This is a genomic window from Aquincola agrisoli (genome assembly GCF_036621135.1).
Lineage (GTDB): Bacteria > Pseudomonadota > Gammaproteobacteria > Burkholderiales > Burkholderiaceae_C > Aquincola > Aquincola agrisoli.
Window position 1 is genome coordinate 109,297 of the sequence record NZ_JAZIBG010000044.1, and the last position, 24,702, is coordinate 133,998.

The window sequence follows — 24,702 nt, forward strand, 5'->3', positions numbered from 1 at the left end:
GGCCGGCGCTGAAACGGATGCTTACCTCTTCAGTGCGTCGCGGATCTCGCGCAGCAGCGTGATGTCTTGGGGCTCGGCGGCCGGCGGTGCCGCGGGTTCCTCGCGCTTGAGCCGGTTGATCTGCCGCACCATGACGAAGATGATGAAGGCGAGGATCACGAAGTTCAGCGCCACCGTCAGGAAGTTGCCGTAGGCCAGCACCGGCACGCCCGCCTTGGTCAGTGCGTCGTAGGTCATCGGTCCGTTGTAGCCCGCTGGGGGGCTCGCGAGCAGAACGAAGTAGTTCGAGAAATCGAGGCCGCCGAAGATCCGCCCGACGATTGGCATGATCACGTCCTTCACGAGCGAATCGACGATCTTCCCGAACGCCGCACCGATGATCACGCCAACGGCGAGATCGATGACGTTGCCCTTCATGGCGAAGGCCTTGAACTCACTCATGAAACTCATGTTGCTGCTCCTCGAGATGCTCTGCCCGTGGCCCTCAGGGGCCTCTTGTCGGCGAGCGCAGTATTGCCGAAGGCGATTGCTGTGCGTCCTGCGGGAGAATGCGTGCCACGTCCGTTAGAATCCTAGGTTGCCCCAGACGGAAACCTACGTGTGTTTCTTGTCGCGTCTTCCAGCGAATGCCATCAGAGGACCTCATGAGTGACCACCAAGTCGACAAAGCCAAACGCACGTGGCTCGTCGCATCCGGATGTGCGGGTGCCGTGGGCGGCATTGCAGTCGCCGTGCCCTTCGTCTCGACGTTCACGCCGTCGGAGCGGGCCAAGGCGGCTGGCGCGCCGGTCGAGGTGGACATCAGTTCGCTGCAGCCGGGCGAGAAGGTGACGGTCGAGTGGCGCGGCAAGCCGGTTTGGGTGATCCGCCGCACGCCGCAGCAGATCGAGGAGCTCAAGAAGCTCGACGGCCAGTTGGCCGACCCCACGTCGGCGCGCAAGCCGGAAGAGATCACGCCGATGGAGAGCTGCCGCAACGAGTGGCGTTCCATCAAGCCGGAGTACCTCGTGGTGGTCGGCATCTGCACGCACCTGGGCTGCTCGCCGACCGACAAGTTCGTGGCGGGCCCGCAGCCCTCGCTGCCCGATGATTGGCAGGGCGGCTTCCTCTGCCCGTGCCACGGCTCGACCTTCGACATGGCCGGCCGCGTTTTCAAGAACAAGCCCGCGCCGGACAACCTCGAGGTGCCGCCGCACATGTACCTTTCCGAGACGCGCCTGCTGATCGGCGAGGACAAGAAGGCCTGATCTCCAAGAAAGACCCGAGGCAAACGACATGGCGGAATTCAAGCAAGCCCCGGCCGGCGCGTCCCTCCCGCAGCAGTTGCTGACGTGGGTGGACAACCGGTTCCCAGCCAGCAAGCTGTACAAGGAGCATCTGTCCGAGTACTACGCACCGAAGAACTTCAACTTCTGGTACTTCTTCGGATCGCTGGCGCTGCTGGTGCTGGTCATCCAGATCGTCACCGGCATCTTCCTGGTGATGCACTACAAGCCGGACGCCACCCTCGCGTTCGCCTCGGTCGAGTACATCATGCGCGATGTGCCGTGGGGTTGGCTGGTCCGCTACATGCACTCGACCGGCGCCTCGGCCTTCTTCGTGGTCGTCTACCTGCACATGTTCCGCGGCCTGCTGTACGGCAGCTATCGCAAGCCGCGTGAGCTGGTCTGGGTGTTCGGCTGCGCGATCTTCCTGTGCCTGATGGCCGAGGCCTTCATGGGCTACCTGCTGCCCTGGGGCCAGATGTCTTATTGGGGCGCACAGGTCATCGTGAACCTGTTCGCTGCCGTGCCGTTCGTCGGCCCCGACCTGGCGCTGCTGATCCGGGGCGACTACGTGGTGAGCGACGCGACGCTGAACCGCTTCTTCAGCTTCCACGTCATCGCCGTACCCCTGGTGCTGCTGGGCCTCGTCGTCGCGCACATCATCGCGCTGCACGAGGTGGGCTCGAACAATCCGGACGGCGTCGAGATCAAGGCGCACAAGGATGCCCAGGGCCGGCCGCTCGACGGCATTCCCTTCCATCCGTACTACACGGTGCACGACATCCTCGGCGTCAGCGTGTTCCTGATGGCCTTCAGCGCGATCGTGTTCTTCGCGCCGGAACTGGGCGGGTACTTCCTCGAGTACAACAACTTCATCCCTGCCGACCCGCTGAAGACGCCGCCGCACATCGCGCCGGTGTGGTACTTCACGCCGTTCTACTCGATGCTCCGCGCGACCACCGACGACCTCGTCAACGTGCTGTGCGTGATCATCGGCCTGGCGGCGGTGCTGTCGTTCGTCAAGCTGCGCGCCAACATGATGATCAAGGTGGCGGTGCTGGTGGCTGCCGCGGTGGCCGTGCTGCTGCTGAAGACCTTCGACGCCAAGTTCTGGGGCGTCGTGGTGATGGGCGGCGCCGTCATCATCCTGTTCTTCCTCCCCTGGCTCGACCACAGCCCGGCGAAATCGATCCGCTACCGCCCGACCTGGCACATGTACATGTACGGCGTGTTCGTCGTGTTCTTCCTGGTGCTGGGCTACCTTGGCATCCAGCCGCCCTCGACGGCGGGCACGATCGTGTCCCAGGTGGGTACGCTGTTCTACTTCGGCTTCTTCCTGCTGATGCCGTGGTGGAGCCAGATCGGCACGTTCAAGCCGGTGCCTGACCGCGTGGTCTTCAACGCCCACTGAGCCGCCGGAGCACCGAAACCATGAAAAAGATTCTTCTCTCCCTGCTGGCTTCGCTGGCGTTGGTGTCAGGGGCGGCCCGCGCGGCGGAAGGCGGCGTGGCGCTGGACAAGTTTCCGACCGAGCGCATGACCGATCTGGCAGCGCTCCAGCATGGCGCCAAGCTGTTCGTCAACTACTGCCTGAACTGCCATTCGGCCGCGTTCATGCGCTACAACCGGCTGCGCGACATCGGCCTGACGGACGAGCAGATCAAGGCCAACCTCGCGTTTCCCACGGCCAACGTGGGCGACATGATGAAGGCGTCGATCGATCCCAAGCAGGCGAAGGAATGGTTCGGCGCCACGCCGCCCGACCTGACCGTCGTGGCGCGTTCGCGCGCGAGCCACAGCGGCACGGGCGCAGACTACCTCTACACCTACCTGCGCACGTACTACCGCGACGACACCAAGGCGACGGGCTGGAACAACCTGGCGTTCCCCAGCGTCGGCATGCCCCACGCGTTGTGGGAACTGCAGGGCCAGCGTGTGGCGCAGTTCGCCGAGGAGCGCGACCCGCACGACCACGCCAAGACCGTCCACGTCTTCAAGGGCTTCGAGCAGGTGTCGCCCGGCAAGATGAGCCCCACCGAGTTCGACGGCGCCGTGGCCGACCTTGTCGCGTTCATGCAGTGGATGGGCGAGCCGCAGCAGAACTACCGCGTCCGGCTGGGCGTGTGGGTGCTGATCTTCCTGGGGTTCTTCACGTTGATCGCGTGGCGCCTGAACGCCGCGTTCTGGAAGGACATCAAGTAGTTGTCCTGCGCGGCCTGGACCTTCGAGGTGCAGGTCGTTGGCGCAGTGGTGCCGGCCGGCCCACTGCGCTTCGTGTTTTCTGAGCTTCGATGCTCACTGTTCGATTCGTTAGTAGAAGGGGCCCGCTGCCATGATGGTGCTTTACTCCGGAACCACCGATCCTTATTCGCACCGCTGCCGCTTCGTGCTGTTCGAAAAAGGAATGGACTTCGAGATCCGCGACGTGGATCTGTTCGCCAAGCCCGAGGACATCGCGTTGATGAATCCGTACAACGAGGTGCCCATCCTCGTGGAGCGTGATCTCATCCTGTATGAGTCCCACATCATCAACGAGTACATCGACGAGCGCTTCCCGCATCCGCAGCTGATGCCCGGCGATCCGGTGGCGCGTGCGCGGGTGCGTCTGTTCCTGCTGAATTTCGAGAAGGAGCTGTTCTCGAACGTGAACCTGCTCGAAAGCCGCGGCGTCAAGGCCACCGAGAAGCAGCTCGAGAAGGCCCGTGCGCAGATCCGCGACCGGCTGACGCAGCTGGCGCCGATCTTCCAGAAAAACAAGTACATGCTGGGTGACGACTTCTCGATGCTCGACGTCGCGATCGCGCCGCTGCTGTGGCGCCTCGACTACTACGGTATCGAGCTGTCGAAGAACGCGCTGCCGCTGCTGAAGTACGCCGAGCGCATCTTCTCTCGGCCTGCCTACATCGAGGCGCTGACGCCGTCGGAAAAAGTGATGCGCAAGTGACCCGGCCATGACGGCACCCACCGCTCCCGAAGGGCAGGGCACATCGACCCGTCCTTACCTGATCCGCGCGCTGCACGACTGGTGCACGGACAACGGCTTCACGCCCTACGTGGCCGTCTTCGTCGATCGCAGCGTGCAGGTGCCGATGGAGTACGTGAAGAACAACGAGATCGTTCTGAACGTCGGCTTCGAGGCCACCAGCGGGCTCAAGCTCGGCAACGAGTTCATCGAGTTCCGGGCGCGGTTCGGCGGGGTGGCGCGGGACATCGTGGTGCCGATCGACCATGTCGTGGCCATCTATGCACGCGAGAACGGGCAAGGCATGGCTTTCCCGATGCCGACCGACGTGGCCGGCGCAGGCATGGCCAGCGAGCCCGCGGCGCTGCCGACCGACGACGGCACGCCCCCGGCGGCCGTTCCGGCCGCGCGAGGCCTTCGGTTGGCGTCCGAGGCGGACGACCGCGACGACACGCCCGCCCCGGGCGATGAACCGCCGGAACCGCCGGCCGGCGGCAGCCGTCCGTCGCTCAAGCGCATCAAGTAGGGGCGCTGCGCCGGCGCCTGCCGGCAGCCTCTAAAATCGCCAGTCGCCGTTGCCGGCTTAGCTCAGTTGGTAGAGCACCCGCCTTGTAAGCGGAAGGTCGTCAGTTCGACTCTGACAGCCGGCACCAGACCTTGCCCCGGTTCAGGCTGGGCTGGCGAGCACGCGGATGCGGATCGCCGGCGTTGGCAGCCCTGCCTCGCGCAGGAGGTCATCCAGCCGCGGGAGCATCTGCCTCAACTTGGCACTCACCGCCGCATTGGTGACCAGCAGGGCCCAGCCTTCGTCGTCGACCGGACCCGGCTGCACATGGCGCCGCAGCGCCGGTGGCAGCGCGGGCTTGATCACTTCGTAACGTTCATTCGACGCACGCACGCGTTCGACCAGCCGCAGCAAGGGTGCGCTGGCGTCCAGCGCCTCGCGGATCGGTCGGGTGGCGGGTCCGGTCGGCGTGGGCTTGTGGCTCATGGGTGCAGTCTAGCCCCGGTGATAGACTCGTTTGGCTTTGGGTTTTGCACTGCGGCGCCGTGTGGCGGGGAGCGCCGCCGACCGCTTGCCGGCAAGCGGCATCCAAAGCGTTGCAAACGGGGCTCCAGCCCCAAGCTGCATGCATCCCGGCTGCGCCGGCTCATCCATCCGTCGGCAGGTCCCCCGGACCTGCTGTCTCCCCTTCAGCATCGTTCAGCGCATGTTGCCCAAGCTTCTCACTTCGATTTTCGGTAGTCGCAACGATCGACTGATCAAGCAATCCCGGGTGATGGTGCAGCGCATCAATGCGCTCGAGCCGCAGTTCGAGAAGCTCGACGATGCGGCCCTGCAGGCCAAGACCGCCGAGTTCAAGCAGCGCCTTGAAAAAGGCGAGTCGCTGGATGACCTGCTGCCCGAGGCGTTCGCGACCGTCCGCGAAGGCAGCAAGCGCGCACTGAAGATGCGGCACTTCGACGTGCAGCTCATCGGCGGCATGACGCTGCACCAGGGCAAGATCGCCGAGATGCGCACCGGCGAAGGCAAGACGCTGATGGCGACGCTGCCCGTCTACCTGAATGCATTGGCCGGCAAGGGCGTCCACGTCGTGACCGTCAACGACTACCTGGCCCGCCGCGACGCGGAGTGGATGGGTCGCCTGTACAACTTCCTGGGCCTGACGGTCGGCGTGAACGTGCCGGGCATGGGCCGCGAGGAGAAGCAGGCCGCCTACAACGCCGACGTCACCTACGGCACCAACAACGAGTTCGGCTTCGACGTCCTGCGCGACAACATGGTCTACGAACTCGCGGACCGGGTGCAGCGCAAGCTCCACTACGCGATCGTCGACGAGGTCGATTCGATCCTGATCGACGAGGCACGCACGCCGCTGATCATCAGCGGCCAGGCGGAGGACCACACCGAGCTCTACGTGCGCATCAACGCCGTCGTGCCCAAGCTGAAGAAGCAGATTGGCGAGGCCGATCCGCGCACAGGTGAAGGCGTGATCGAGGCGGGCGACTTCACCGTCGACGAGAAGAGCCACCAGGTGTTCCTGACCGAGGAAGGCCACGAGAACGCTGAACGCATCCTGGCCGAGGCCGGCCTGCTCGCCGAGGGCGCCAGCCTCTACGACCCGGCCAACATCACGCTGATGCACCATGTGTACGCGGCGCTGCGTGCGCGGCACCTGTACAACCGGGACCAGCACTACGTCGTCCAGAACGGCGAGGTGGTGATCGTCGACGAGTTCACCGGCCGCCTGATGACGGGCCGCCGCTGGAGCGACGGCCTGCACCAGGCGGTCGAGGCCAAGGAAGGCGTGAAGATCCAGAGCGAGAACCAGACGCTCGCGTCGATCACGTTCCAGAACTACTTCCGCATGTACGGCAAGCTGTCGGGCATGACGGGCACGGCCGACACCGAAGCCTACGAGTTCCAGGAGATCTACGGCCTCGAGACGGTCGTGATCCCGCCGAACCGGCCGACCATCCGCAAGGACGAGCTCGACCTGGTCTACAAGACCAACACCGAGAAGTTCAATGCGGTGATCGAGGACATCCGCGACGCGCACACACGCGGCCAGCCGGTGCTGGTGGGCACCACGTCCATCGAGAACTCCGAGCTGATCTCCAAGCTGCTGACGCAGGCCAAGCTGCCGCACCAGGTGCTCAATGCCAAGCAGCATGCCAAGGAGGCGGAGATCGTCGCGCAGGCAGGCCGGCCGGGGGTGATCACCATCGCCACCAACATGGCAGGCCGCGGCACGGACATCGTGCTGGGTGGCAACGTCGAGAAGCAGGTGCAGATCCTGGAAGCGGACGAGAGCGTGCCCGCCGACGAGAAGGCCCGCCGCATCCAGCAGCTGAAGGACGAGTGGCAGAGCCTGCACGACAAGGTGCGGGGCGAGGGCGGCCTGCGCATCATCGCTACCGAACGCCACGAATCCCGCCGCATCGACAACCAGCTCCGCGGCCGGGCGGGCCGCCAGGGCGATCCGGGGTCGTCGCGCTTCTACCTGTCGCTCGAAGACCCGCTGATGCGCATCTTCGCGGGCGACCGCGTGCGCGCGATCATGGACCGGCTGAAGATGCCGGAAGGCGAGGCCATCGAGGCGGGCATCGTCACACGCAGCATCGAAGGCGCGCAGCGCAAGGTGGAGGCGCGCAACTTCGACGTGCGCAAGCAGCTGCTCGAGTACGACGACGTCGCCAACGACCAGCGCAAGGTCATCTACCAGCAGCGCAACGAGATCCTCGAATCCGAATCGGTCGAGGAACAGATCGTCAACCTGCGCCGAAGTGCACTCACCGACGTCGTGCGCAACCACGTGCCGGCGGAAAGCCTCGAGGAGCAGTGGGATCTCGACACCCTGCAGGCGACGCTGCGCGACGAATGGCAGCTGGAAGTGCCGTTGAAGTCGATGGTCGAAGGCAGCAACAGCGTCACCGACGATGACATCGTCGAACACGTGGTGAAGGCCGCCGACGAGGTGTTCGATGCCAAGGTGAGCGTCGTCGGCAAGGAACAGTTCAATCCCTTCATGCGGATGGTGCTGCTGCAGTCGATCGACACCCACTGGCGCGAGCACCTCGCGTCGCTGGACTACCTGCGCCAGGGGATCCACCTGCGCGGCTACGCGCAGAAGAACCCGAAGCAGGAGTACAAGCGCGAGGCCTTCGAGCTGTTCTCGCAGATGCTCGACCTCGTCAAGCTCGAAGTCACCCGCGTGCTGCTGACCGTGCGCATCCAGTCGCAGGACCAGGTGGCGCAGGCTGCCGAGGCGATCGAGCAGAGCGCGAGCCAGGTGAGCCACGTCACCTACACGCATCCGAACGAGGACGGCTCGGTGTCGCAGGAGTCGGCGGAGGCCACCGACGCGCTGCCGCGCGTGGGCCGCAACGATCCCTGCCCCTGCGGCAGCGGCAAGAAGTACAAGCAATGCCACGGCAAACTGGCCTGATCCGCGACTGACAGGAGCCCGCGATGCCCGTCAACCTGCAAGCCCCGAACCCCGCCAGCCTGAAGCCCGTGCCCGGCGTGCGCCTCGGCGTCACGATGGCCGGCGTGCGCAAGGCCAACCGGAAGGACCTGGTCGTGCTGGCGCTCGACGCCGGCACGCAAGTGGCGGGCGTGTTCACGCGCAACCGCTTCTGTGCCGCGCCGGTGCAGGTCGGGCGCGAGCACCTCGAGGCCGGCCAGGGCATCCGTGCGCTGGTGATCAACACCGGCAATGCCAATGCGGGCACCGGTGCGGACGGCCTGGCACGTGCACGTGCCACTTGCGCGGCGCTGGCGCGTCTCCAGGGCGTGGCACCCGAACAGGTCATGCCGTTCTCCACCGGCGTGATCATGGAGCCGCTGCCGGTCGACCGCATCGAGGCGGCGCTTCCGGCCGCGCTGGCGGATCTGCGTGCCGACGGATGGGCCGACGCGGCCCTCGGCATCATGACGACCGATACGCTGCCCAAGGCGGCGTCCCGGCAGGTGGCCATCGGCGGCAGGACCGTCACCGTCACCGGCATCTCGAAGGGCGCGGGCATGATCCGCCCGAACATGGCGACGATGCTGAGCTTCGTCGCCACCGATGCGGCGGTGGACCCCGGGGTGCTGCAGACCTTGGTGCGCGACGCCGCGGACCTGAGCTTCAACCGCATCACCATCGACGGCGACACGTCCACCAACGACACCTTCATCGTGATGGCGACCGGCCGGGCGGGTCATGCGCCGATCACCGGCCTGGATTCACCTGACGGGCAGGCGCTGCGCGATGCGCTCGTGGCCGTGGCCACCGAACTCGCCCAGGCGATCGTGCGCGACGGCGAGGGTGCGACCAAGTTCATCACCGTGCAGGTCGATGGCGGCGGCAGCGATGCGGAATGCCGGCAGGTGGCCTATGCGATCGCGCATTCGCCGCTGGTCAAGACGGCGTTCTTCGCCAGCGATCCCAATCTCGGCCGCATCCTGGCCGCCGTCGGGTACGCCGGCATCGAGGACCTGGATCAATCGAAGATCGATCTGTTCCTCGACGACGTGCATGTCGCACGCGCCGGTGGCCGGCATCCGGATTACCAGGAAGCGGACGGCCAGCGTGTGATGAAGCAGAGCGAGATCACCGTGCGTGTCGACCTGCACCGCGGGCATGCCCAAGCCACGGTGTGGACCTGCGATCTATCGCACGACTACGTCAGCATCAACGCCGACTACCGTAGCTGACGGCGCTCGCCGGACGCGGCGGCCTTACTCGCCAGCGTCCGCGGCGGCCGGGGCGAAGCGGTCCACCGCGTCGGTGATGATGCCGTCGATGCCGGCAGCGCACAGCCGATGGGCATCGGCCGGATCATTCACGGTGTAGCACAGGCTTTGCAGCCCGGCGCCATGGATGCGCCCGATCACCGCTGCATCGAGCAGCGTGTGGTTCGCCACCACCGCCACGCAGCCCAGGGCCTGCGCTTCGTCGAGCCAGCCCTCGCGCAGGGTGTCCAGCAGCAAGGCGCGGGGCAGGCCGGGCGCGGCGGCCCGGGCGCCTTCCAGGGCCTCGGGCTTGAAGGAACTGAGCAGCGGCGGCATGGCATCGGCGTGTGGCGCCCACCAACGCTGCGCATGCTCGGCCACCACCTCGCCGGTGGCACGCTCCTGCCCCGGCGTGGGCTTGATCTCGGCGTTCAACAGATACCGATTGCGCAGCACGTGCCGCGCCAGCGCCTGGAAGCTCGGCAACGGCTCGCCGGCATGGCTGCGGGAATGCCAGCCCCCGGCATCGAGCAGCGAGAGCGCGTGCCATGAGCGTTCGCCAGCGACGCCCTCGCCGTTGGTCGTGCGCTGCAGCGTGGTGTCGTGCAGCAGGAAGGGCACGCCGTCGGCACTGAGCTTCACGTCGCACTCGAAGGCGCGGTAGCCGTAGGCGGCCCCGAGGCGGAAGGCCGCCAGCGTGTTTTCGGGCGCCAGGCGCCCGGCGCCGCGGTGAGCGATCCAGCGCGGACTGGCCCAGCGTGGCCGTGCCGTGCTCACCTCGGCTCCACGCGCTGGCGGGTGCCGGCGTCGAACCAATGCAGGTGTGCCGCCGTTGCCAGCAATTGCACCGTCTGCCCCACGACGGGCGCCCGGTCCGCGCTGTCGACGCGTACCGTCACGAGCTCCGCGTCCGGCGACAGCCGGCCGTAGATCAGCCGCTCGGCCCCCAGCGTCTCGATCATCTCCACCGTCAGCGGCCAGCCCCCGTGCCCATGGGTGTCGGCGAGGGTCAGGTGCTCCGGGCGAACGCCGAGCACCAGCGCACCCGCCCGCGGCGCCGGCGCGGGCAGCGCCAAGCCGGCGGCCCCGGCGGTGAACCGTGAGCCGTCCGCCACGCCCTCGATCAGGTTCATCGGCGGAGAGCCGATGAAGCCCGCGACAAAAGTGGTCGCCGGCCGTGTGTAGACCTCGTCCGGCGTGCCCACCTGCTCCATGCGGCCGGCGTTCATCACGATCATGCGTTGGGCGAGCGTCATCGCCTCGACCTGGTCGTGCGTGACGAACAGGGAGGTGACGCCCAGTTCGCGGTGCAGCTTCTGGATCTCCAGCCGTGTCTGCGCGCGCAGCTTCGCATCGAGGTTGGACAGCGGCTCGTCGAACAGGAACACCTGAGGCTGCCGCACGATGGCCCGGCCCATCGCCACGCGCTGGCGCTGGCCGCCCGAGAGCTGCCGCGGCTTGCGATCGAGCAGCGTGCCCAGCTCCAGGATCTTGGCCGCCTTCTGCACCCGTGCCTCGATCTCGGCAGGCGGCACCCGGGCGATCTTCAGGCCGTAGGCCATGTTGGCGTAGACCGTCATGTGCGGATACAGCGCGTAGTTCTGGAAGACCATGGCGATGTCCCGCCCGGCCGGTTCCACGTCGTTCACCACGCGGCCCCCGATGGCGATCTCTCCGCCGCTGATCTCCTCCAGCCCGGCCACCATGCGCAGCAGCGTGCTCTTGCCGCAACCCGAGGGCCCGACGATGACGATGAATTCGCCGTCGGTGATCTCCGCGTTCACCCCGTGGATCACCTGCAGCGCGGCGGGCCCGTGGCCGTAGCGCTTGACGACGTTGCGGATGGAAATGGCTCCCACTTGTGGTTCTTCCTATTTTTCGGTATCGACCAGGCCCTTGACGAACCACTTCTGCATCAGCATGACCACGAGCGCGGGCGGGATCATCGCCAGCATCGCGGTGGCCATGATCAGGTTCCACTCGTTGCCGGCCTCGCCGCCGGCGATCATGCGCTTGATGCCGATCACCACCGGGTACATGTCTTCCTGGGTGGTCACCAGCAGCGGCCAGAGGTACTGGTTCCAGCCGTAGATGAACTGGATGACAAACAGCGCCGCGATGCTGGTGGCCGACAACGGCACCAGCACGTCCTTGAAGAAGCGCAGCGGGCCGGCGCCGTCGATGCGGGCGGCCTCCACCAGCTCGTCGGGCACCGTCAGGAAGAACTGCCGGAACAGGAAGGTCGCGGTGGCCGAGGCGATCAGCGGCACGGTGAGCCCCGCGTAGCTGTTGAGCATGCCCAGGTCGGAGACCACCTTGTAGGTCGGGCCGATGCGCACCTCCACCGGCAGCATCAGCGTGACGAAGATGGCCCAGAAGAAGAACTGCTTGAACGGGAAGCGGAAGTACACCAGCGCAAAGGCCGACAGCAGCGAGATGGCGATCTTGCCGAGCGCGATGACCAGCGCGCTGATGAGGCTGACCATCATCATGCGGCCGACGGCGGCGTTGGAGCCCGAGCCGCTGCCCCCGCCGAAGAGCGCGGTGCGGTAGTTGTCGAGGAAGTGCGCGCCGGGCAGCAGCGGCATCGGCTGCTGGACGATGTCGGTGGCCGTGTGCGTGGAGGCGACGAAGGTCAGGTAGACGGGGAACGCCACGATGGCGACTCCGAGCAACAGGACGACATGGGCGAGGATGCCCAATGTGGTGCGGCGTTCGACCATGTCAGTGCTGCCCCGTCATCGGGTGGCGATGGCGCAGGGGGCTGGGGGGCTGCATTCAGTAGTTCACTTTCTTCTCGACAAACTTGAATTGCACCACCGTCAGTGCGATGACGATCGCCATCAGCACGACGGACTGCGCGGCCGAGCCGCCCAGGTCCAGCGCCTTGAAGCCGTCGTAGTAGACCTTGTAGACGAGGATCGCGGTGTCCTTGCCCGGGCCGCCCTGCGTGGCGGCGTCGACGATCGCGAACGTGTCGAAGAACGCGTAGACCACGTTGATGACCAGCAGGAAGAAGGTCGTGGGCGACAGCAGCGGGAACTGGATCGTCCAGAACCGCCGCCAGGGCCGCGCGCCGTCGATCGCCGCGGCCTCCACGAGCGACTTCGGGATGCTCTGCAGCCCCGCCAGGAAGAACAGGAAGTTGTAGGAGATCTGCTTCCACACCGCCGCCATGACGATGAGGGCCATCGCCTGGCCGCCGTTGAGCAGGTGGTTCCAGTTGAAGCCCATCTGGGCCAGGGCGTAGGACACCACGCCGATGCTGGGCGCGAACATGAAGAGCCACAGCACGCCCGCCACCGCCGGCGCCACCGCGTAGGGCCAGATCAGCAGGGTGCGGTAGAACGTCGAGCCCTTCAGCACCCGGTCGGCGAACACCGCCAGCACCAGCGAGATGCTGATGCCCAGCACCGCGACCAGCACGGAGAAGATCGCCGTGGTGCTGAAGGAGGCGAGGTAGGTGGGGTCATCCCACAGACGCTCGAAGTTCTCGAGCCCGACCCACTCCACCGAGGTGCCGAACGCGTCGGACTGCTGGAACGACTGCAGCAGCGCCTGCCCCGCCGGCCAGAAGAAGAACACCGCGATGATGATCACCTGCGGTGCGAGCAGCGCCCACGGCAGCCACCCGGAGCGGAAGACGACGCGTTTTTCCATGTGTCCGGCGGCGTGGCCGACCCTTTGCGATGTTGTTGTTATTGTCGGTGGCCCGCGGCCGCCAAAAGGCGCCGCGGGCGCGCGCCGTCAACGGCTGTTGGCTTTCTGGAAGCGTTCGAGCTGCTCGTTGCCCCGCTTGACGATCGACTGGAGCGCTTCCTTGGCGGTCTTCTTGCCGGCCCAGACCTGCTCGAGCTCCTCGTCCTCGATGGCGCGGATCTGCAGGTAGTTGCCCAGGCGGATGCCGCGCGACTTGTCGGTCACCTTGCGGATCATCTGGTTCACGGCGACGTCGGTGCCGGGCTTTTCCTTGTAGAAGCCGGAGTCCTCGGTCAGCTTGAACGAGGCCAGCGTGACCGGCAGGTAGCCCGTGCGCTTGTGGCTGGCCGACTGCACCTCGGGCTGCGAGATGAAGTTGAAGAACGTGGCCACGCCCTTGTACTCCTCCGCCTTCTTGCCGGACATGACCCACAGGCTCGCGCCGCCGATCACCGTGTTCTGCGGCGCGCCGGGGACGTCGGGGTAGTAGGGCAGCGGTGCCAGCCCGTACGCGAACTTGGCGTTCTTGGCCACGTTGCCGTAGAAGCCGGACGACGTGTTGATCATGGCGCACTCGCCCGCGACGAACGTCGCTTCCGGCGTGTTGCTGCGGCCCTTGTAGACGAACAGGCCCTGCTTGGACATGTTGGCCAGGTTCTCGATGTGGCGCAGGTGCAGCGGCGAATCGACGGCCAGCCGGGTGTCGAGGCCGCCCAGGCCGTTGCGCTTGGTCGCGAACTCGACGTTGTGCCAGGCCGAGAAGCTCTCGAGCTGCGTCCAGTTCTGCCATGCGGTGGTGAAGGGGCACTTGTGGCCGCTGGCCTTCAGCTTGGCGGCCGCGGCCACCACTTCAGGCCAGGTGGCCGGTGCCTTGTCGGTGGGCAGGCCGGCCGCCTTGAAGGCGTCCTTGTTGAAGTAGAAGATCGTGGTCGAGCTGTTGAACGGGAAGCTCAGCATCTCTCCGTTGGGCGCGGTGTAGTAGCCCGCCACGGCCGGGATGTAGGCCGCCGGGTCGAACTTGTAGCCGGCGTCCTTCATGACCTTGCCGACCGGGATCACGGCGCCCTTGCTCGCCATCATCGTCGCGGTGCCGACCTCGAACACCTGCAGGATGTGGGGCGCGTTGCCGGCGCGGAACGCGGCGATGGCGGCCGTCATCGACTCGTCGTAGGTGCCCTTGTAGGTGGGCACGATGCGGTACTGGCTCTGGCTTGCGTTGAACTCCTTCGCCAGGTCGTTGACCCACTCGTTGTTGACGGCGGTCATCGAGTGCCACCACTGGATCTCGACTTGGGCCTTGGCGCCGAAGGACGCGGCCAGCACGGCCGAGGCCAGTGCGAACGACTTGAAATGCATGCAGGAAACTCCGTGATGGGGAGGAAAGGACAGGGAAGGATCGTCCAGTATTTGCCGATTTGATGACAGTCGCATTTCTGTCATGGAAGGGTGGACCTAGGCAACCGGGATAACCCGCCGCGCGACGGGCCGCCGCCACAGGAGCGGCAGGAGGCGTGCGGTAACATGCAACCCCCCTTGCGTCATACCCCGCCCGGTGCCGTCGCCCGGGATGCGGCGGCGGTTGATCGACATGAATGCACCGCTTGCTGTGAACACCCTGGCTGCTCCCGGCCTCGCCGCCGAAGCGATCGGCGAGCAGGCGCCGCGCCTGCGCGAGATCCCGTACAACTACACCTCGTTCTCCGATCGAGAGATCGTGATGCGCCTGCTCGGCGAACGGGCCTGGGCGTTGCTTGACCGCCTGCGCGGCGAACGCCGCACCGGCCGCTCGGCCCGCATGCTGTACGAGGTGCTGGGCGACATCTGGGTGGTGCAGCGCAACCCGTACCTGCAGGACGACCTGCTCGACAACCCCAAGCGCCGCGGCCTGCTGGTCGAAGCGCTGCAGCACCGGCTGGGCGAGATCGGCAAGCGCCGCGATCCGCAGACGGACCCGCAGCGCGATGCGCTGGTGGGCGAGCTGCTGGTGCTCGCGCAGGCCGCAGTGGCCTCGTTCGCCGCCTCGTTCGACGGGATGGGCGAGCTGCGCCGCCGCGCCCGCCGTGCGCTCGGCCGCCACACGGCCAAGGACAACATCAAGTTCGACGGCCTCTCGCGCGTGTCGCACGTCACCGACGCGACCGACTGGCGGGTCGAGTACCCCTTCGTCGTGCTCACCCCCGACACCGAGGCGGAGATGGCCGGCCTGGTCCAGGCCTGCGTCGAGCTCGGACTGACCATCATCCCGCGCGGCGGCGGCACCGGCTACACCGGCGGCGCGATCCCGCTGACCTGGAAAAGCGCGGTCATCAACACCGAGAAGCTCGAGCGCATGAGCGAGGTCGAGAGGGTGTCGCTGCCGGGCGTGGCGCATCCCGTGGCCACCGTCTACACCGAGGCCGGCGTCGTCACCCAGCGGGTGGCCGATGCCGCGGAGCGCGCGGGCTTCGTCTTCGCCGTCGATCCCACCTCGGCCGAGGCCAGCTGCGTGGGCGGCAACATCGCGATGAACGCAGGCGGCAAGAAGGCCGTGCTGTGGGGCACGGCGCTCGACAACCTTGCCTCCTGGCGCATGGTCACGCCCGAAGCCAAGTGGCTGGAGGTGACGCGCCTGGACCACAACCTCGGCAAGATCCACGACGTCGAATGCGCGCGCTTCGAACTGCGCTACTTCGACGCCTCCGGCAAGACGCTGGAGCGCACCGAGACGCTGGAGATCCCGGGCCGCACCTTCCGCAAGGAAGGCCTCGGCAAGGACGTCACCGACAAGTTCCTGGCCGGCCTGCCGGGCATCCAGAAGGAAGGCTGCGACGGCCTGATCACCAGCGCCCGCTGGGTGGTGCACCGCATGCCGGCGCACACCCGCACGGTGTGCCTGGAGTTCTTCGGCAACGCGAAGGATGCGGTGCCCAGCATCGTCGAGATCAAGGACTTCATGTTCGCCGAGGCGCGCAAGCCCGGCGGCGCGATCCTGGCGGGTCTCGAGCATCTTGACGACCGCTACCTGAAGGCCGTCGGCTACGCGACCAAGAGCAAGCGCGGCACGTCGGTGCCGGGCGGGCTGCCCAAGATGGTGCTGATCGGCGACATCGTCGGCGACGACGAGGCGGCCGTGGCGCGCGCCGCGAGCGAGGTGGTCCGCATCGCCAACAGCCGCGCGGGCGAAGGCTTCACCGCGGTGAGCGCGGATGCGCGCAAGAAGTTCTGGCTCGACCGCAAGCGCACCGCCGCCATCGCCCGCCATACCAATGCCTTCAAGATCAACGAGGACGTGGTGATCCCGCTCGAGCGCATGGGCGAGTACACCAACGGCATCGAGCGCATCAACATCGAGCTGAGCCTGCGCAACAAGCTGGCGCTGCTCGACGCGCTGGAGGCGTTTTTCCTGCGCGGCGACCTGCCGCTCGGCAAGAGCGACGATGCGGGCGAGATCCCCAGCGCCGAACTGCTCGAGGACCGCGTCCAGCAGGCGCTGCAGCTGCTGCGCGAGGTGCGCACCCTCTGGCGCGGTTGGCTGGAGGGGCTGGACGGCGGCGGCGACGGCCAGCGCAGCTTCTTCGAGCTGCTGCAGGACACCACCCTGCGGGCCTCTTGGAAGAGCCAGGTGCGCAAGCCGCTGCAGGCGATCTTTGCCGGCGGGGCCTTCGCGCCCATCCTCGAGGCCTGCACGCGCATCCACAAGGAGGTGCTGCGCGGCCGCGTGTGGGTGGCGCTGCACATGCACGCCGGCGACGGCAACGTGCACACCAACATCCCCGTCAACAGCGACAACTACGAGATGCTGCAGACCGCCCACGAGGCGGTGGACCGCATCATGGCGCTGGCGCGCCGCCTCGACGGGGTGATTTCCGGCGAGCACGGCATCGGCATCACCAAGCTGGAGTTCCTCAGCGACGAAGAGCTGCAGCCGTTTGCCGACTACAAACGCCGCGTCGACCCCGAGGGCCGCTTCAACCGCGGCAAGCTGCTGCGCCACGACGCGGCCGATGCCGCCGCCGAGGTGCGCGCCGCCGACCTGCGCCATGCCTACACGCCGAGCTTCGGGCTGATGGGGCACGAGTCGCTGATCATGCAGCGCAGCGACATCGGCGCGATCAGCGACTCGATCAAGGACTGCCTGCGCTGCGGCAAGTGCAAGCCGGTCTGCGCCACGCACGTGCCGCGCGCCAACCTGCTCTACAGCCCGCGCAACAAGATCCTCGCCACCTCGCTGCTCGTGGAGGCCTTCCTCTACGAGGAGCAGACGCGGCGCGGCGTCAGCATCAAGCACTGGCAGGAGTTCGAGGACGTCGCAGACCACTGCACGGTGTGCCACAAGTGCGCCAACCCGTGCCCGGTGAAGATCGACTTCGGCGACGTGTCGATGAACATGCGCAACCTGCTGCGCAAGATGGGCCAGAAGAGCTTCCGCCCCGGCAATGCGGCGGCGATGCTCATGCTCAACGCCACGAACCCGCAGACGATCAAGTTCGTGCGCAGCGCGATGGTGGACGTCGGCTTCAAGGCGCAGCGGCTGGCGCATGACGTTCTGAAGCTGGCCGCCCGCAAGCAGACCAGCGCGCCGCCGGCCACGGTGGGCAATGCGCCGCTCAAGGAGCAGGTCGTCCACTTCATCAACAAGAAGCTGCCGGGCGGCCTGCCCAAGCGCACCGCACGCGCGCTGCTCGACATCGAGGACAAGGCCTACGTGCCGATCATCCGCAACCCGGCGACGACCACGGCCGAGACCGAGGCCGTCTTCTACTTCCCCGGGTGCGGCTCGGAGCGGTTGTTCTCGCAGGTGGGCCTGGCCACCCAGGCGATGCTTTGGCACGCGGGCGTGCAGACCGTGCTGCCGCCGGGCTACCTGTGCTGCGGCTACCCGCAGCGCGGCTCGGGGCAGTACGACAAGGCCGACCAGATCATCACCGACAACCGGGTGCTGTTCCATCGCGTGGCCAATACGCTGAACTACCTCGACATCAAGACCGTCGTGGTGAGCTGCGGCACCTGCTACGACCAGCTCCAGGGCTACGAGTTCGACAAGATCTTCCCCGGCTGCCGCATCGTCGACATCCATGAATACCTGCTGGAGCGCGGCATCACGCTGCCCGCGGCCGACCAGGGCGCCTACCTGTACCACGACCCCTGCCACAGCCCGATGAAGCAGCAGGAGCCGATGAAGACGGTGAAGGCGCTGGTGGGCGAGGGCGTGCTGAAGAGCGACCGCTGCTGCGGCGAGAGCGGCACGCTCGGCGTGTCGCGGCCCGACATTTCCACGCAGATCCGCTTCCGCAAGGAAGAAGAGCTGCGCAAGGGCGAGGCGGCGCTGCGCGGCAGCGGCGCGGTGAAGGCGGGCGAGGACGTCAAGATCCTCACCTCCTGCCCCAGCTGCCTGCAGGGCCTGAGCCGCTACGGCAACGACTTGCAGAACGGGCTGCTGGAGGCCGACTACATCGTCGTCGAGATGGCGCGCAAGCTGCTGGGCGAAGCGTGGATGCCCGAGTACGTGCGCCGTGCCAACGAAGGCGGGATCGAACGGGTGCTGGTGTGAGCGCCTCCACGTCGTGCGAGCTGTGCGTGCAGGCTGGTGGCATCCCGGTCTGGCAGGACGGCGACTGGCGTGTGATCCGCGTGGCGGATGACGCCTTTCCGGCCTTCTACCGGGTGGTGAGCCGGCGCCACGTGGCGGAGTTCACCGACCTGCCCGAGGCCGGGCGCGTGCGGGTGATGGCGCTGGTGGCCGCCGTCGAACGTGTCCTGCGCGACCGGCTGTCGCCCACCAAGGTCAACCTGGCCTCGCTCGGCAACGTCGTGCCGCACCTGCATTGGCACGTGATCGCCCGGTTCGACTGGGACAGCCACTTTCCGCAGCCCGTCTGGGGCGCTGCGCAGCGTGTGGTGGCGCCCCCGCCCGCGCAGCGCCTGCGCGTGCCCCTCGACCAACTGGATGCCGCCGTCGCGGCCGCCCTCGCATGACCACGCCACGCCCTGTCGGAATCACCGTTCACCAGCAGTCGAAGCAGCTCGAGGTCGGCTTCGACGACGGAACGACGTATGCGATCGCCTTCGAGCTGATGCGGGTGTATTCGCCTTCGGCCGAGGTGCAGGGCCACGGGCCGGGGCAGGAGGTGCTGCAGACGGGCAAGCGCGACGTGGGCATCGTCGACATCGCCGCGGTGGGCCATTACGCCGTGCAGCCGACTTTTACCGATGGCCACGATTCCGGCATCTTCACCTGGGAATACCTTCACTTCCTGGGCTCGCGCCAGGACGAGCTGTGGCGCGAATACGAGGCCAAGTTGCAACAGGCCGGTGTCGATCGTGACGCCCCGATGCCCACGGCCGGGGGGCACGCGTGCGGCGGCCACCACTGAACAACAGGAGCCCACGATGACGCAGACGCACTTCGGCTACCAGACCGTCGACGAACAGGAGAAGGCGCAGCGCGTGCGCGGCGTTTTCGACTCCGTGGCGTCGAAGTACGACGTCATGAACGACCTGATGTCGATGGGCATGCACCGTGCGTGGAAGGCCTACACGGTGGCGGTGGCCGACCTGCGCGAAGGCGGCCGGGTGCTCGACATCGCGGGCGGCACGGGCGACCTGGCGCGGGCGTTTGCGCGCAAGGTGGGGCGCACGGGCGTCGTCGTGCACACCGACATCAACGAGGCCATGCTGCGGCAGGGGCGCGACCGCCTGCTCGACGAGGGCGTGGTGCTGCCCACCTCCATCTGCGACGCCGAGCGCCTGCCGTTCCGCGATGCGAGCTTCGACCTGGTGAGCGTCGCCTTCGGGCTGCGCAACATGACGCACAAGGATGGTGCGCTGGCGGAGATGAACCGGGTGCTTCGCCCGGGCGGGCGCTTGCTCGTCCTCGAGTTCTCCAAGGTGGCCGCACCGCTGCAGAAGGCCTACGACTGGTACTCCTTCAGCGTCCTGCCGCGCCTGGGCCAGTGGGTCGCGGGGGACGCCGAGAGCTACCGGTACCTGGCGGAGTCGATCCGCATGCACCCGGACCAGCAGACGCTGAAGGCGATGATGAAGGCGGCCGGCTTCGGGCACGTGGACGTGCACAACCTCACGGGCGGGGTGGTGGCGTTGCATGTGGGGATCAAGTGCTGAAAATCAGCCTTTAGGCCGTCTGTGAGGTTCGGGCTCCCCTTTTCGGGGGGAGTGCGCGCTCGCCTCCCGGCGCACGCTGTGTGTCACGTCACGGCCCGTCAGGGCTTACACGGATCTGCCACGGACCTGCCTATACACTCGCCCTTTGGGGCTGCGTCGAGCCATCGCCGCGCGATAGTCCTACCTCCAAATATTCGACTGTCGAGACTACGGCCTTGCGCAGCAAGGCGGGAGATATGAGCGTGACGACCCGAGCCGATCAGTACACCCACCCTCGCTTTACCTTGCGCGTGGCCTGCATTGCAGCCGCAGCCGCAGCTGTGCTGCTGGTGGGTTGTGGCGACAACAAGGAAAAAGCAGCCAGCCAGACGGCCGCCAAGGTGAACAAGGAAGAGATCACCGTTCACCAGATCAACTTCGTGCTGCAACAGCAGCGCGGCCTGCGCCCTGAGCAGACCGAAGCCGCCAGCAAGCAGATCCTCGAGCGGCTGATCGACCAGGAACTGGCCGTGCAGAAGGCCACCGACCAGAAGCTGGACCGCGACCCGCGCGTGGTGCAGCAGATGGAAGCCGCCAAGCGAGAGATCATCGCGCGCGCCTACGTCGAAAAGGTCGGCGAAACGGCCTCCAAGCCCACGCCTGACGAAGTGCGCAAGTACTACGACGAGAAGCCGGCCCTTTTCAAGGAGCGCCGCATCTACAACCTGCAGGAGCTGGCGATCGAAGCCAAGCCCGAGCAGGTGGACAGCCTTCGCACGAAGCTTGCTGAAGCGAAGAACGTGAACGAATTCGTCGAATACCTCAAGGCCAACGAGTTCAAGTTCGCCGGCAACCAGGCTGTGCGGGCCGCCGAACAACTGCCTCTGGCCAGCGTGGACAACTTCGCTCGCCTGCAAGACGGGCAGGCCGTTCTGCAGCCCTCGCCCAACGGCGCGCAGGTCATCGTGCTCGTCAACTCGCGCAGCCAGCCGGTGACGCTGGAGCGTGCTACGCCGGCGATCGAGCAGTTTTTGCTGAACGACCGGAAGCGCAAGTTGGTCGAAGACGAGGTGAAGCGGCTGCGGGGTGAATCGAAGATCGAGTACGTCGGCAAGTTCGCCGACGGTGCCGCTAGCGCGCCCGCCGCGTCGCCGGCACCCGCGCCAGCCCCCGCTCCGGCGCCTGCCGCCAGTGGTCTGGATGCCTCCTCAATCAGCAAAGGGATGGGACTGAAGTGATGATGGCCAGCTTCAAGCAGAACAACTGGGCCCGCGCCTGCGTGGGCGCCGTGGTGGCCTCCATGGCCCTGGCGGCCTCGCTGCCGCTGCACGCACAAAACACTGCGCCCAACGCACCGATTCCTGCCTCGTCCACACCCGAATACCGCCTGGGCGCGGGTGACGTGGTGCGCATTACCGTCTACCAAAACCCGGACCTGACGCTGGAAACCCGCGTCAGCGAATCGGGCGTCGTCTCGTATCCGCTGATCGGTCAGGTTCGCCTGGGCGGTCAAAGCATTTCGGCGGCCGAGCGCGCCATCGCCGACGGGCTGCGCAACGGCAACTTCGTCAAGCAGCCGCAGGTCACCATCGCGGTGCTGCAGGTGCGCGGCAACCAGGCCAATGTGCTGGGCCAGGTGAACCGCCCGGGCCGGTACCCGCTGGAAGTGGCCGACATGAAGCTGACGGACCTGCTGGCCATGGCCGGCGGCACCGCTGCCACGGGTGCTGACATCGTCGTCATTACCGGCACGCGCAACGGCAGGCCATATCGTGCCGAGGTGGATTTGCCCACCATCTTTGCCTCGCAATCTCGCGGCGAAGACATCGTCATTCAGAACGGCGATGCCATCTGGGTGGATCGCCAGCCAATGGTCTACATCTACGGTGAAGTGCAGCGCCCCGGCCCGATGCGGCTGGAACGCGGTATGACGCTGATGCAGTCGTTGGCCACTGGTGGTGGGCTTAACCAGCGCGGCACGGAAAAGGGCATCCGCGTGCACCGCAAGGGTGCCGACGGCAAGGTACAGATCATTACGCCGGCGATGGATGACGTCATGCGAGATGGCGACGTGGTGTATGTGCGTGAAAGCCTGTTCTGATTTCACTGGTAGCCTGTCATGACCTTCGGACAATTTCTTTCGATCCTGCGGGCGCGTAAGTGGGCGGCTCTGTTGGTGTTTCTGTTGGTGGTGGGCACCACGGTCGGCGTGAGTCTGGTGCTTCCCAAGCAGTACGACGCCACGGCCAGCGTGGTGATCGACATCAAGCCGGATCCGATCAGCGTAATTGCGTTTCAGGGGATGGCGATGCCCAGCTTCATGGCTACGCAAGCTGACATCCTGGTGAGTGACCGGGTCGCACTGCGCGTCATCCGCGACCTGCGGCTGCTGGAGAGTCCCCAGCTTCGCGAGCAGTGGCAGACGGAGGGAGATGGCGAGGGGACTTTCGAGCAATGGTTGATCACGCTGCTACACAAGAAGCTGGATGTGAAGCCCAGCCGCGAAAGCAACGTCATCAACATCAACTATCGGTCGCCCGATCCGCGCTTTTCGGCTGGCTTGGCCAATGCGTTTGCGCAAGCCTATATCGCTACCACGCTGGAGCTGCGGGTGGACCCGGCCAAGCAATTCAGTGCCTTCTTTGTGGCCCAGAGCAAGGAGGCCCGCTCCGCGCTGGAAGAGGCCCAAGCCAAGTTGTCGGCCTACCAACGTGAAAAGGGCATCATCGCCGCCGACGAGCGGCTGGACGTGGAAAACGCCCGCTTGGCCGAGCTGAGCAGCCAGTTGGTGCAGATTCAGGCGATCAGTGGCGAAAGCAGCAGTCGCCAAGCGCAGGCGCAAGGCGCCAGCGGCGACCGCCTGCAGGAAGTATTGAGCAACCCTCTGATCGGCGGCCTCAGGGCTGACCTGACCCGCAATGAGGCCAAGCTGCAGGAGTTGAACAGCAAACTCGGCGACAACCATCCTCAAGTCGTGGAGGCCAAGGCCAACATTACCGAGTTGCGCGCCCGTATCGACGCTGAGATCCGCCGCGTGACCGGTGGTGTGACGGTGACCAACACCATCAACAAACAGCGCGAGGCCCAGGTGCGAGGGGAATTGGAGGCCCAGCGCGCCAAATTGCTGGAGATGAAGGCCGTTCGCGACCAGGGCCAAGTGCTGGTGCGGGAAGTTGAGAACGCGCAGCGCGCTTACGACGGCGTAATGCAGCGCCTGAATCAGACGGCGATGGAGAGCCAGACCAACCAGAGCTATGCGAACTTGCTGACAACTGCTCAACCGCCGGCTGAGCACGCCAGTCCCAAGATGGTTCTGAACACCGCCCTTGCGGTTTTCTTGGGAGCACTGCTGGCGTTGGGTGTCGTGCTGCTGTTGGAACTGAGCGACCGCCGCGTGCGGAAACCTGAAGATGTGATTGCATCTCTGGGCCTCCCGGTGCTGGGCGTGTTGCCTACTCCCAATGCCAAGCGCTTTATGTCGGGTAAGCACTCGCTGATGCTGCAACATCGTGCGATGGGTCTGCCGGCTCCGCAAGCCAACAAGGGCGCCTGAGCGCCGAGCGAAGATCTCATGGCTAAGTTCAAAGATTACAACGCGACCGAAGCTGCCGGTTTGGCGCCCGACCAAGGTGCCGGCGTGGCAGACCGGTCCATCGGCTCAATCATTGCCGAGACGCGCAACCTCAGCACTGACCAAGTTGAAAAGGTGCTTGCCCATCAGAAGGCGAAGGGGGTCCGCTTCGGTGAGGCCGCCGTAGCCCTGGGGTATGCAAGCACCGATGATGTGCTGTTTGCTCTCAGCCAGCAGTTCCACTATCCCTATGCAGCAGAAGGCAACCGCAAGGCCAACCCCGAATTGGTTGCGCTGAATCAGCCTTTTGGAGTGCAGGCAGAGAGCTTCCGCGCCATCCGCAGCCAGATAATGATGCGCCTCTTCAATGAGGGTCAGGAACGCAGGGCGATCGCGGTGGTGAGCCCAGATTCCGGTGACGGGAAAACCTATTTTGCGGCCAATTTGGCTGTGACCTTGGCGCAGTTGGGCGGGCGCACCCTTCTGGTGGACGCCGATCTGCGTGGGCCTCGCCAGCACGCGGTGTTTGGCATCGACAACAGCGCGGGGCTGTCAGGCATCCTAAGCGGGCGCGCAGAGTCGAAGGTAATTCAGCAGGTGGCGGGCGTCCCAAGTTTGTTTGTGCTGCCTGTGGGCATTACCCCACCGAACCCGCTGGAGCTTGTTGAACGCCCTGCATTTGGACTATTGGTCCGTGAGCTCTTATCCAAGTTCGACCACGTGGTGGTGGACACGCCTGCGGCGCAGTATGGTAGTGATAGCGCAGTGATCGCTGCACGCTGTGGAGCGGCGCTGGTGGTGGCCCGACAGGGACGAAGCCAAGTGCTAAGTCTGCAGGATCTAGTGGCCAATCTAGCCGAGACTCCCGCCAAACTGGCGGGAGTCATCTTCAACGAGTTTTGAG

22 protein-coding genes and 1 tRNA gene are annotated in these 24,702 nt (G+C 66.1%); 16 read left to right on the plus strand and 7 right to left on the minus strand.

The features are described from left to right. Nucleotides 1-21: 21 nt before the first annotated feature. On the minus strand, nucleotides 22-450 hold the full coding sequence (gene mscL, locus V4F39_RS21370) for a large conductance mechanosensitive channel protein MscL (protein WP_332291983.1): 429 nt from the start codon (nucleotides 448-450) through the stop codon (nucleotides 22-24). 194 nt (nucleotides 451-644) lie between these two features. Between mscL and petA the strand changes: the two genes are divergently transcribed. The 6 genes from petA to V4F39_RS21400 all read left to right on the plus strand — a co-directional run bounded on the left by petA (nucleotide 645) and on the right by V4F39_RS21400 (nucleotide 4,880). Then, nucleotides 645-1,247, plus strand: a complete 603-nt coding sequence (gene petA / locus V4F39_RS21375; protein WP_332291984.1) for a ubiquinol-cytochrome c reductase iron-sulfur subunit — start codon at nucleotides 645-647, stop codon at nucleotides 1,245-1,247. A 28-nt stretch (nucleotides 1,248-1,275) separates the two neighbouring features. Continuing rightward, nucleotides 1,276-2,676: a cytochrome b gene (locus tag V4F39_RS21380; protein WP_332291985.1), complete on the plus strand. Its 1,401-nt coding sequence runs from the start codon at nucleotides 1,276-1,278 to the stop codon at nucleotides 2,674-2,676. A 20-nt stretch (nucleotides 2,677-2,696) separates the two neighbouring features. Continuing rightward, nucleotides 2,697-3,467, plus strand: coding sequence for a cytochrome c1 (locus tag V4F39_RS21385; RefSeq protein WP_332291986.1), 771 nt, complete (start codon nucleotides 2,697-2,699; stop codon nucleotides 3,465-3,467). 130 nt (nucleotides 3,468-3,597) lie between these two features. Then, nucleotides 3,598-4,209, plus strand: a complete 612-nt coding sequence (locus V4F39_RS21390; protein ID WP_046111078.1) for a glutathione S-transferase N-terminal domain-containing protein — start codon at nucleotides 3,598-3,600, stop codon at nucleotides 4,207-4,209. Between the two features lie 7 nt (nucleotides 4,210-4,216). Continuing rightward, entirely contained in the window at nucleotides 4,217-4,753 is a 537-nt protein-coding gene (locus V4F39_RS21395; protein ID WP_332291987.1) for a ClpXP protease specificity-enhancing factor, read from the plus strand. A 51-nt stretch (nucleotides 4,754-4,804) separates the two neighbouring features. Next, nucleotides 4,805-4,880: transfer RNA gene (locus V4F39_RS21400), tRNA-Thr, on the plus strand. A gap of 14 nt (nucleotides 4,881-4,894) precedes the next feature. Here V4F39_RS21400 and V4F39_RS21405 read toward each other — a convergent pair. Further along, nucleotides 4,895-5,218, minus strand: a complete 324-nt coding sequence (locus V4F39_RS21405) for a hypothetical protein (RefSeq protein WP_332291988.1) — start codon at nucleotides 5,216-5,218, stop codon at nucleotides 4,895-4,897. Nucleotides 5,219-5,438: 220 nt separating this feature from the next. Between V4F39_RS21405 and secA the strand changes: the two genes are divergently transcribed. Next, nucleotides 5,439-8,177, plus strand: a complete 2,739-nt coding sequence (secA, locus tag V4F39_RS21410) for a preprotein translocase subunit SecA (protein ID WP_332291989.1) — start codon at nucleotides 5,439-5,441, stop codon at nucleotides 8,175-8,177. Nucleotides 8,178-8,200: 23 nt separating this feature from the next. Then, complete coding sequence (gene argJ, locus V4F39_RS21415) at nucleotides 8,201-9,430, plus strand: bifunctional glutamate N-acetyltransferase/amino-acid acetyltransferase ArgJ (protein ID WP_332291990.1); 1,230 nt, start codon at nucleotides 8,201-8,203, stop codon at nucleotides 9,428-9,430. Between the two features lie 24 nt (nucleotides 9,431-9,454). Here argJ and ugpQ read toward each other — a convergent pair whose 3' ends face one another. The 5 genes from ugpQ to ugpB all read right to left on the minus strand — a co-directional run bounded on the left by ugpQ (nucleotide 9,455) and on the right by ugpB (nucleotide 14,503). Next, nucleotides 9,455-10,225 carry a glycerophosphodiester phosphodiesterase gene (gene ugpQ, locus V4F39_RS21420; protein ID WP_332291991.1) on the minus strand — a complete coding sequence of 257 codons (771 nt, stop codon included), beginning with the start codon at nucleotides 10,223-10,225 and terminating at the stop codon, nucleotides 9,455-9,457. Next, a complete protein-coding gene (locus tag V4F39_RS21425) occupies nucleotides 10,222-11,307 on the minus strand; it encodes a sn-glycerol-3-phosphate import ATP-binding protein UgpC (protein ID WP_332291992.1) in 1,086 nt (361 codons plus the stop codon). Before V4F39_RS21425 ends, ugpQ begins: the two co-directional genes overlap by 4 nt. 12 nt (nucleotides 11,308-11,319) lie before the next feature. Beyond that, nucleotides 11,320-12,171 carry a sn-glycerol-3-phosphate ABC transporter permease UgpE gene (ugpE, locus tag V4F39_RS21430; RefSeq protein ID WP_332291993.1) on the minus strand — a complete coding sequence of 284 codons (852 nt, stop codon included), beginning with the start codon at nucleotides 12,169-12,171 and terminating at the stop codon, nucleotides 11,320-11,322. Between the two features lie 55 nt (nucleotides 12,172-12,226). Beyond that, the gene (gene ugpA / locus V4F39_RS21435) at nucleotides 12,227-13,108 is read right to left on the minus strand and encodes a sn-glycerol-3-phosphate ABC transporter permease UgpA (RefSeq protein ID WP_332291994.1); all 882 of its coding nucleotides are present in this window, start codon (nucleotides 13,106-13,108) and stop codon (nucleotides 12,227-12,229) included. An 87-nt stretch (nucleotides 13,109-13,195) separates the two neighbouring features. Further along, nucleotides 13,196-14,503, minus strand: a complete 1,308-nt coding sequence (ugpB, locus tag V4F39_RS21440; protein ID WP_332291995.1) for a sn-glycerol-3-phosphate ABC transporter substrate-binding protein UgpB — start codon at nucleotides 14,501-14,503, stop codon at nucleotides 13,196-13,198. Between the two features lie 232 nt (nucleotides 14,504-14,735). Here ugpB and V4F39_RS21445 point away from each other — a divergent pair, with 232 nt between their 5' ends. The 8 genes from V4F39_RS21445 (at nucleotide 14,736) to V4F39_RS21480 (ending at nucleotide 24,701) form a co-directional block, all read left to right on the plus strand. Then, nucleotides 14,736-18,677 carry an FAD/FMN-binding oxidoreductase gene (locus V4F39_RS21445; protein ID WP_332291996.1) on the plus strand — a complete coding sequence of 1,314 codons (3,942 nt, stop codon included), beginning with the start codon at nucleotides 14,736-14,738 and terminating at the stop codon, nucleotides 18,675-18,677. Next, entirely contained in the window at nucleotides 18,674-19,102 is a 429-nt protein-coding gene (locus V4F39_RS21450) for an HIT family protein (protein WP_332291997.1), read from the plus strand. Before V4F39_RS21445 ends, V4F39_RS21450 begins: the two co-directional genes overlap by 4 nt. Beyond that, nucleotides 19,099-19,500 carry a gamma-butyrobetaine hydroxylase family protein gene (locus tag V4F39_RS21455; RefSeq protein WP_332291998.1) on the plus strand — a complete coding sequence of 134 codons (402 nt, stop codon included), beginning with the start codon at nucleotides 19,099-19,101 and terminating at the stop codon, nucleotides 19,498-19,500. Before V4F39_RS21450 ends, V4F39_RS21455 begins: the two co-directional genes overlap by 4 nt. 16 nt (nucleotides 19,501-19,516) lie before the next feature. Then, entirely contained in the window at nucleotides 19,517-20,248 is a 732-nt protein-coding gene (gene ubiE, locus V4F39_RS21460) for a bifunctional demethylmenaquinone methyltransferase/2-methoxy-6-polyprenyl-1,4-benzoquinol methylase UbiE (RefSeq protein ID WP_332291999.1), read from the plus strand. Between the two features lie 236 nt (nucleotides 20,249-20,484). Further along, nucleotides 20,485-21,465, plus strand: coding sequence for an EpsD family peptidyl-prolyl cis-trans isomerase (locus tag V4F39_RS21465; protein WP_332292001.1), 981 nt, complete (start codon nucleotides 20,485-20,487; stop codon nucleotides 21,463-21,465). A gap of 2 nt (nucleotides 21,466-21,467) precedes the next feature. Then, nucleotides 21,468-22,328 (plus strand): polysaccharide export protein EpsE, encoded by an 861-nt coding sequence (gene epsE, locus V4F39_RS21470; RefSeq protein ID WP_332292002.1) that lies wholly within the window; start codon nucleotides 21,468-21,470, stop codon nucleotides 22,326-22,328. Between the two features lie 18 nt (nucleotides 22,329-22,346). Then, nucleotides 22,347-23,780, plus strand: a complete 1,434-nt coding sequence (gene epsF / locus V4F39_RS21475) for a chain length determinant protein EpsF (protein ID WP_332292003.1) — start codon at nucleotides 22,347-22,349, stop codon at nucleotides 23,778-23,780. An 18-nt stretch (nucleotides 23,781-23,798) separates the two neighbouring features. Then, nucleotides 23,799-24,701: a polysaccharide biosynthesis tyrosine autokinase gene (locus V4F39_RS21480; protein ID WP_332292004.1), complete on the plus strand. Its 903-nt coding sequence runs from the start codon at nucleotides 23,799-23,801 to the stop codon at nucleotides 24,699-24,701. The last annotated feature ends 1 nt before the right edge of the window (nucleotide 24,702 follow it).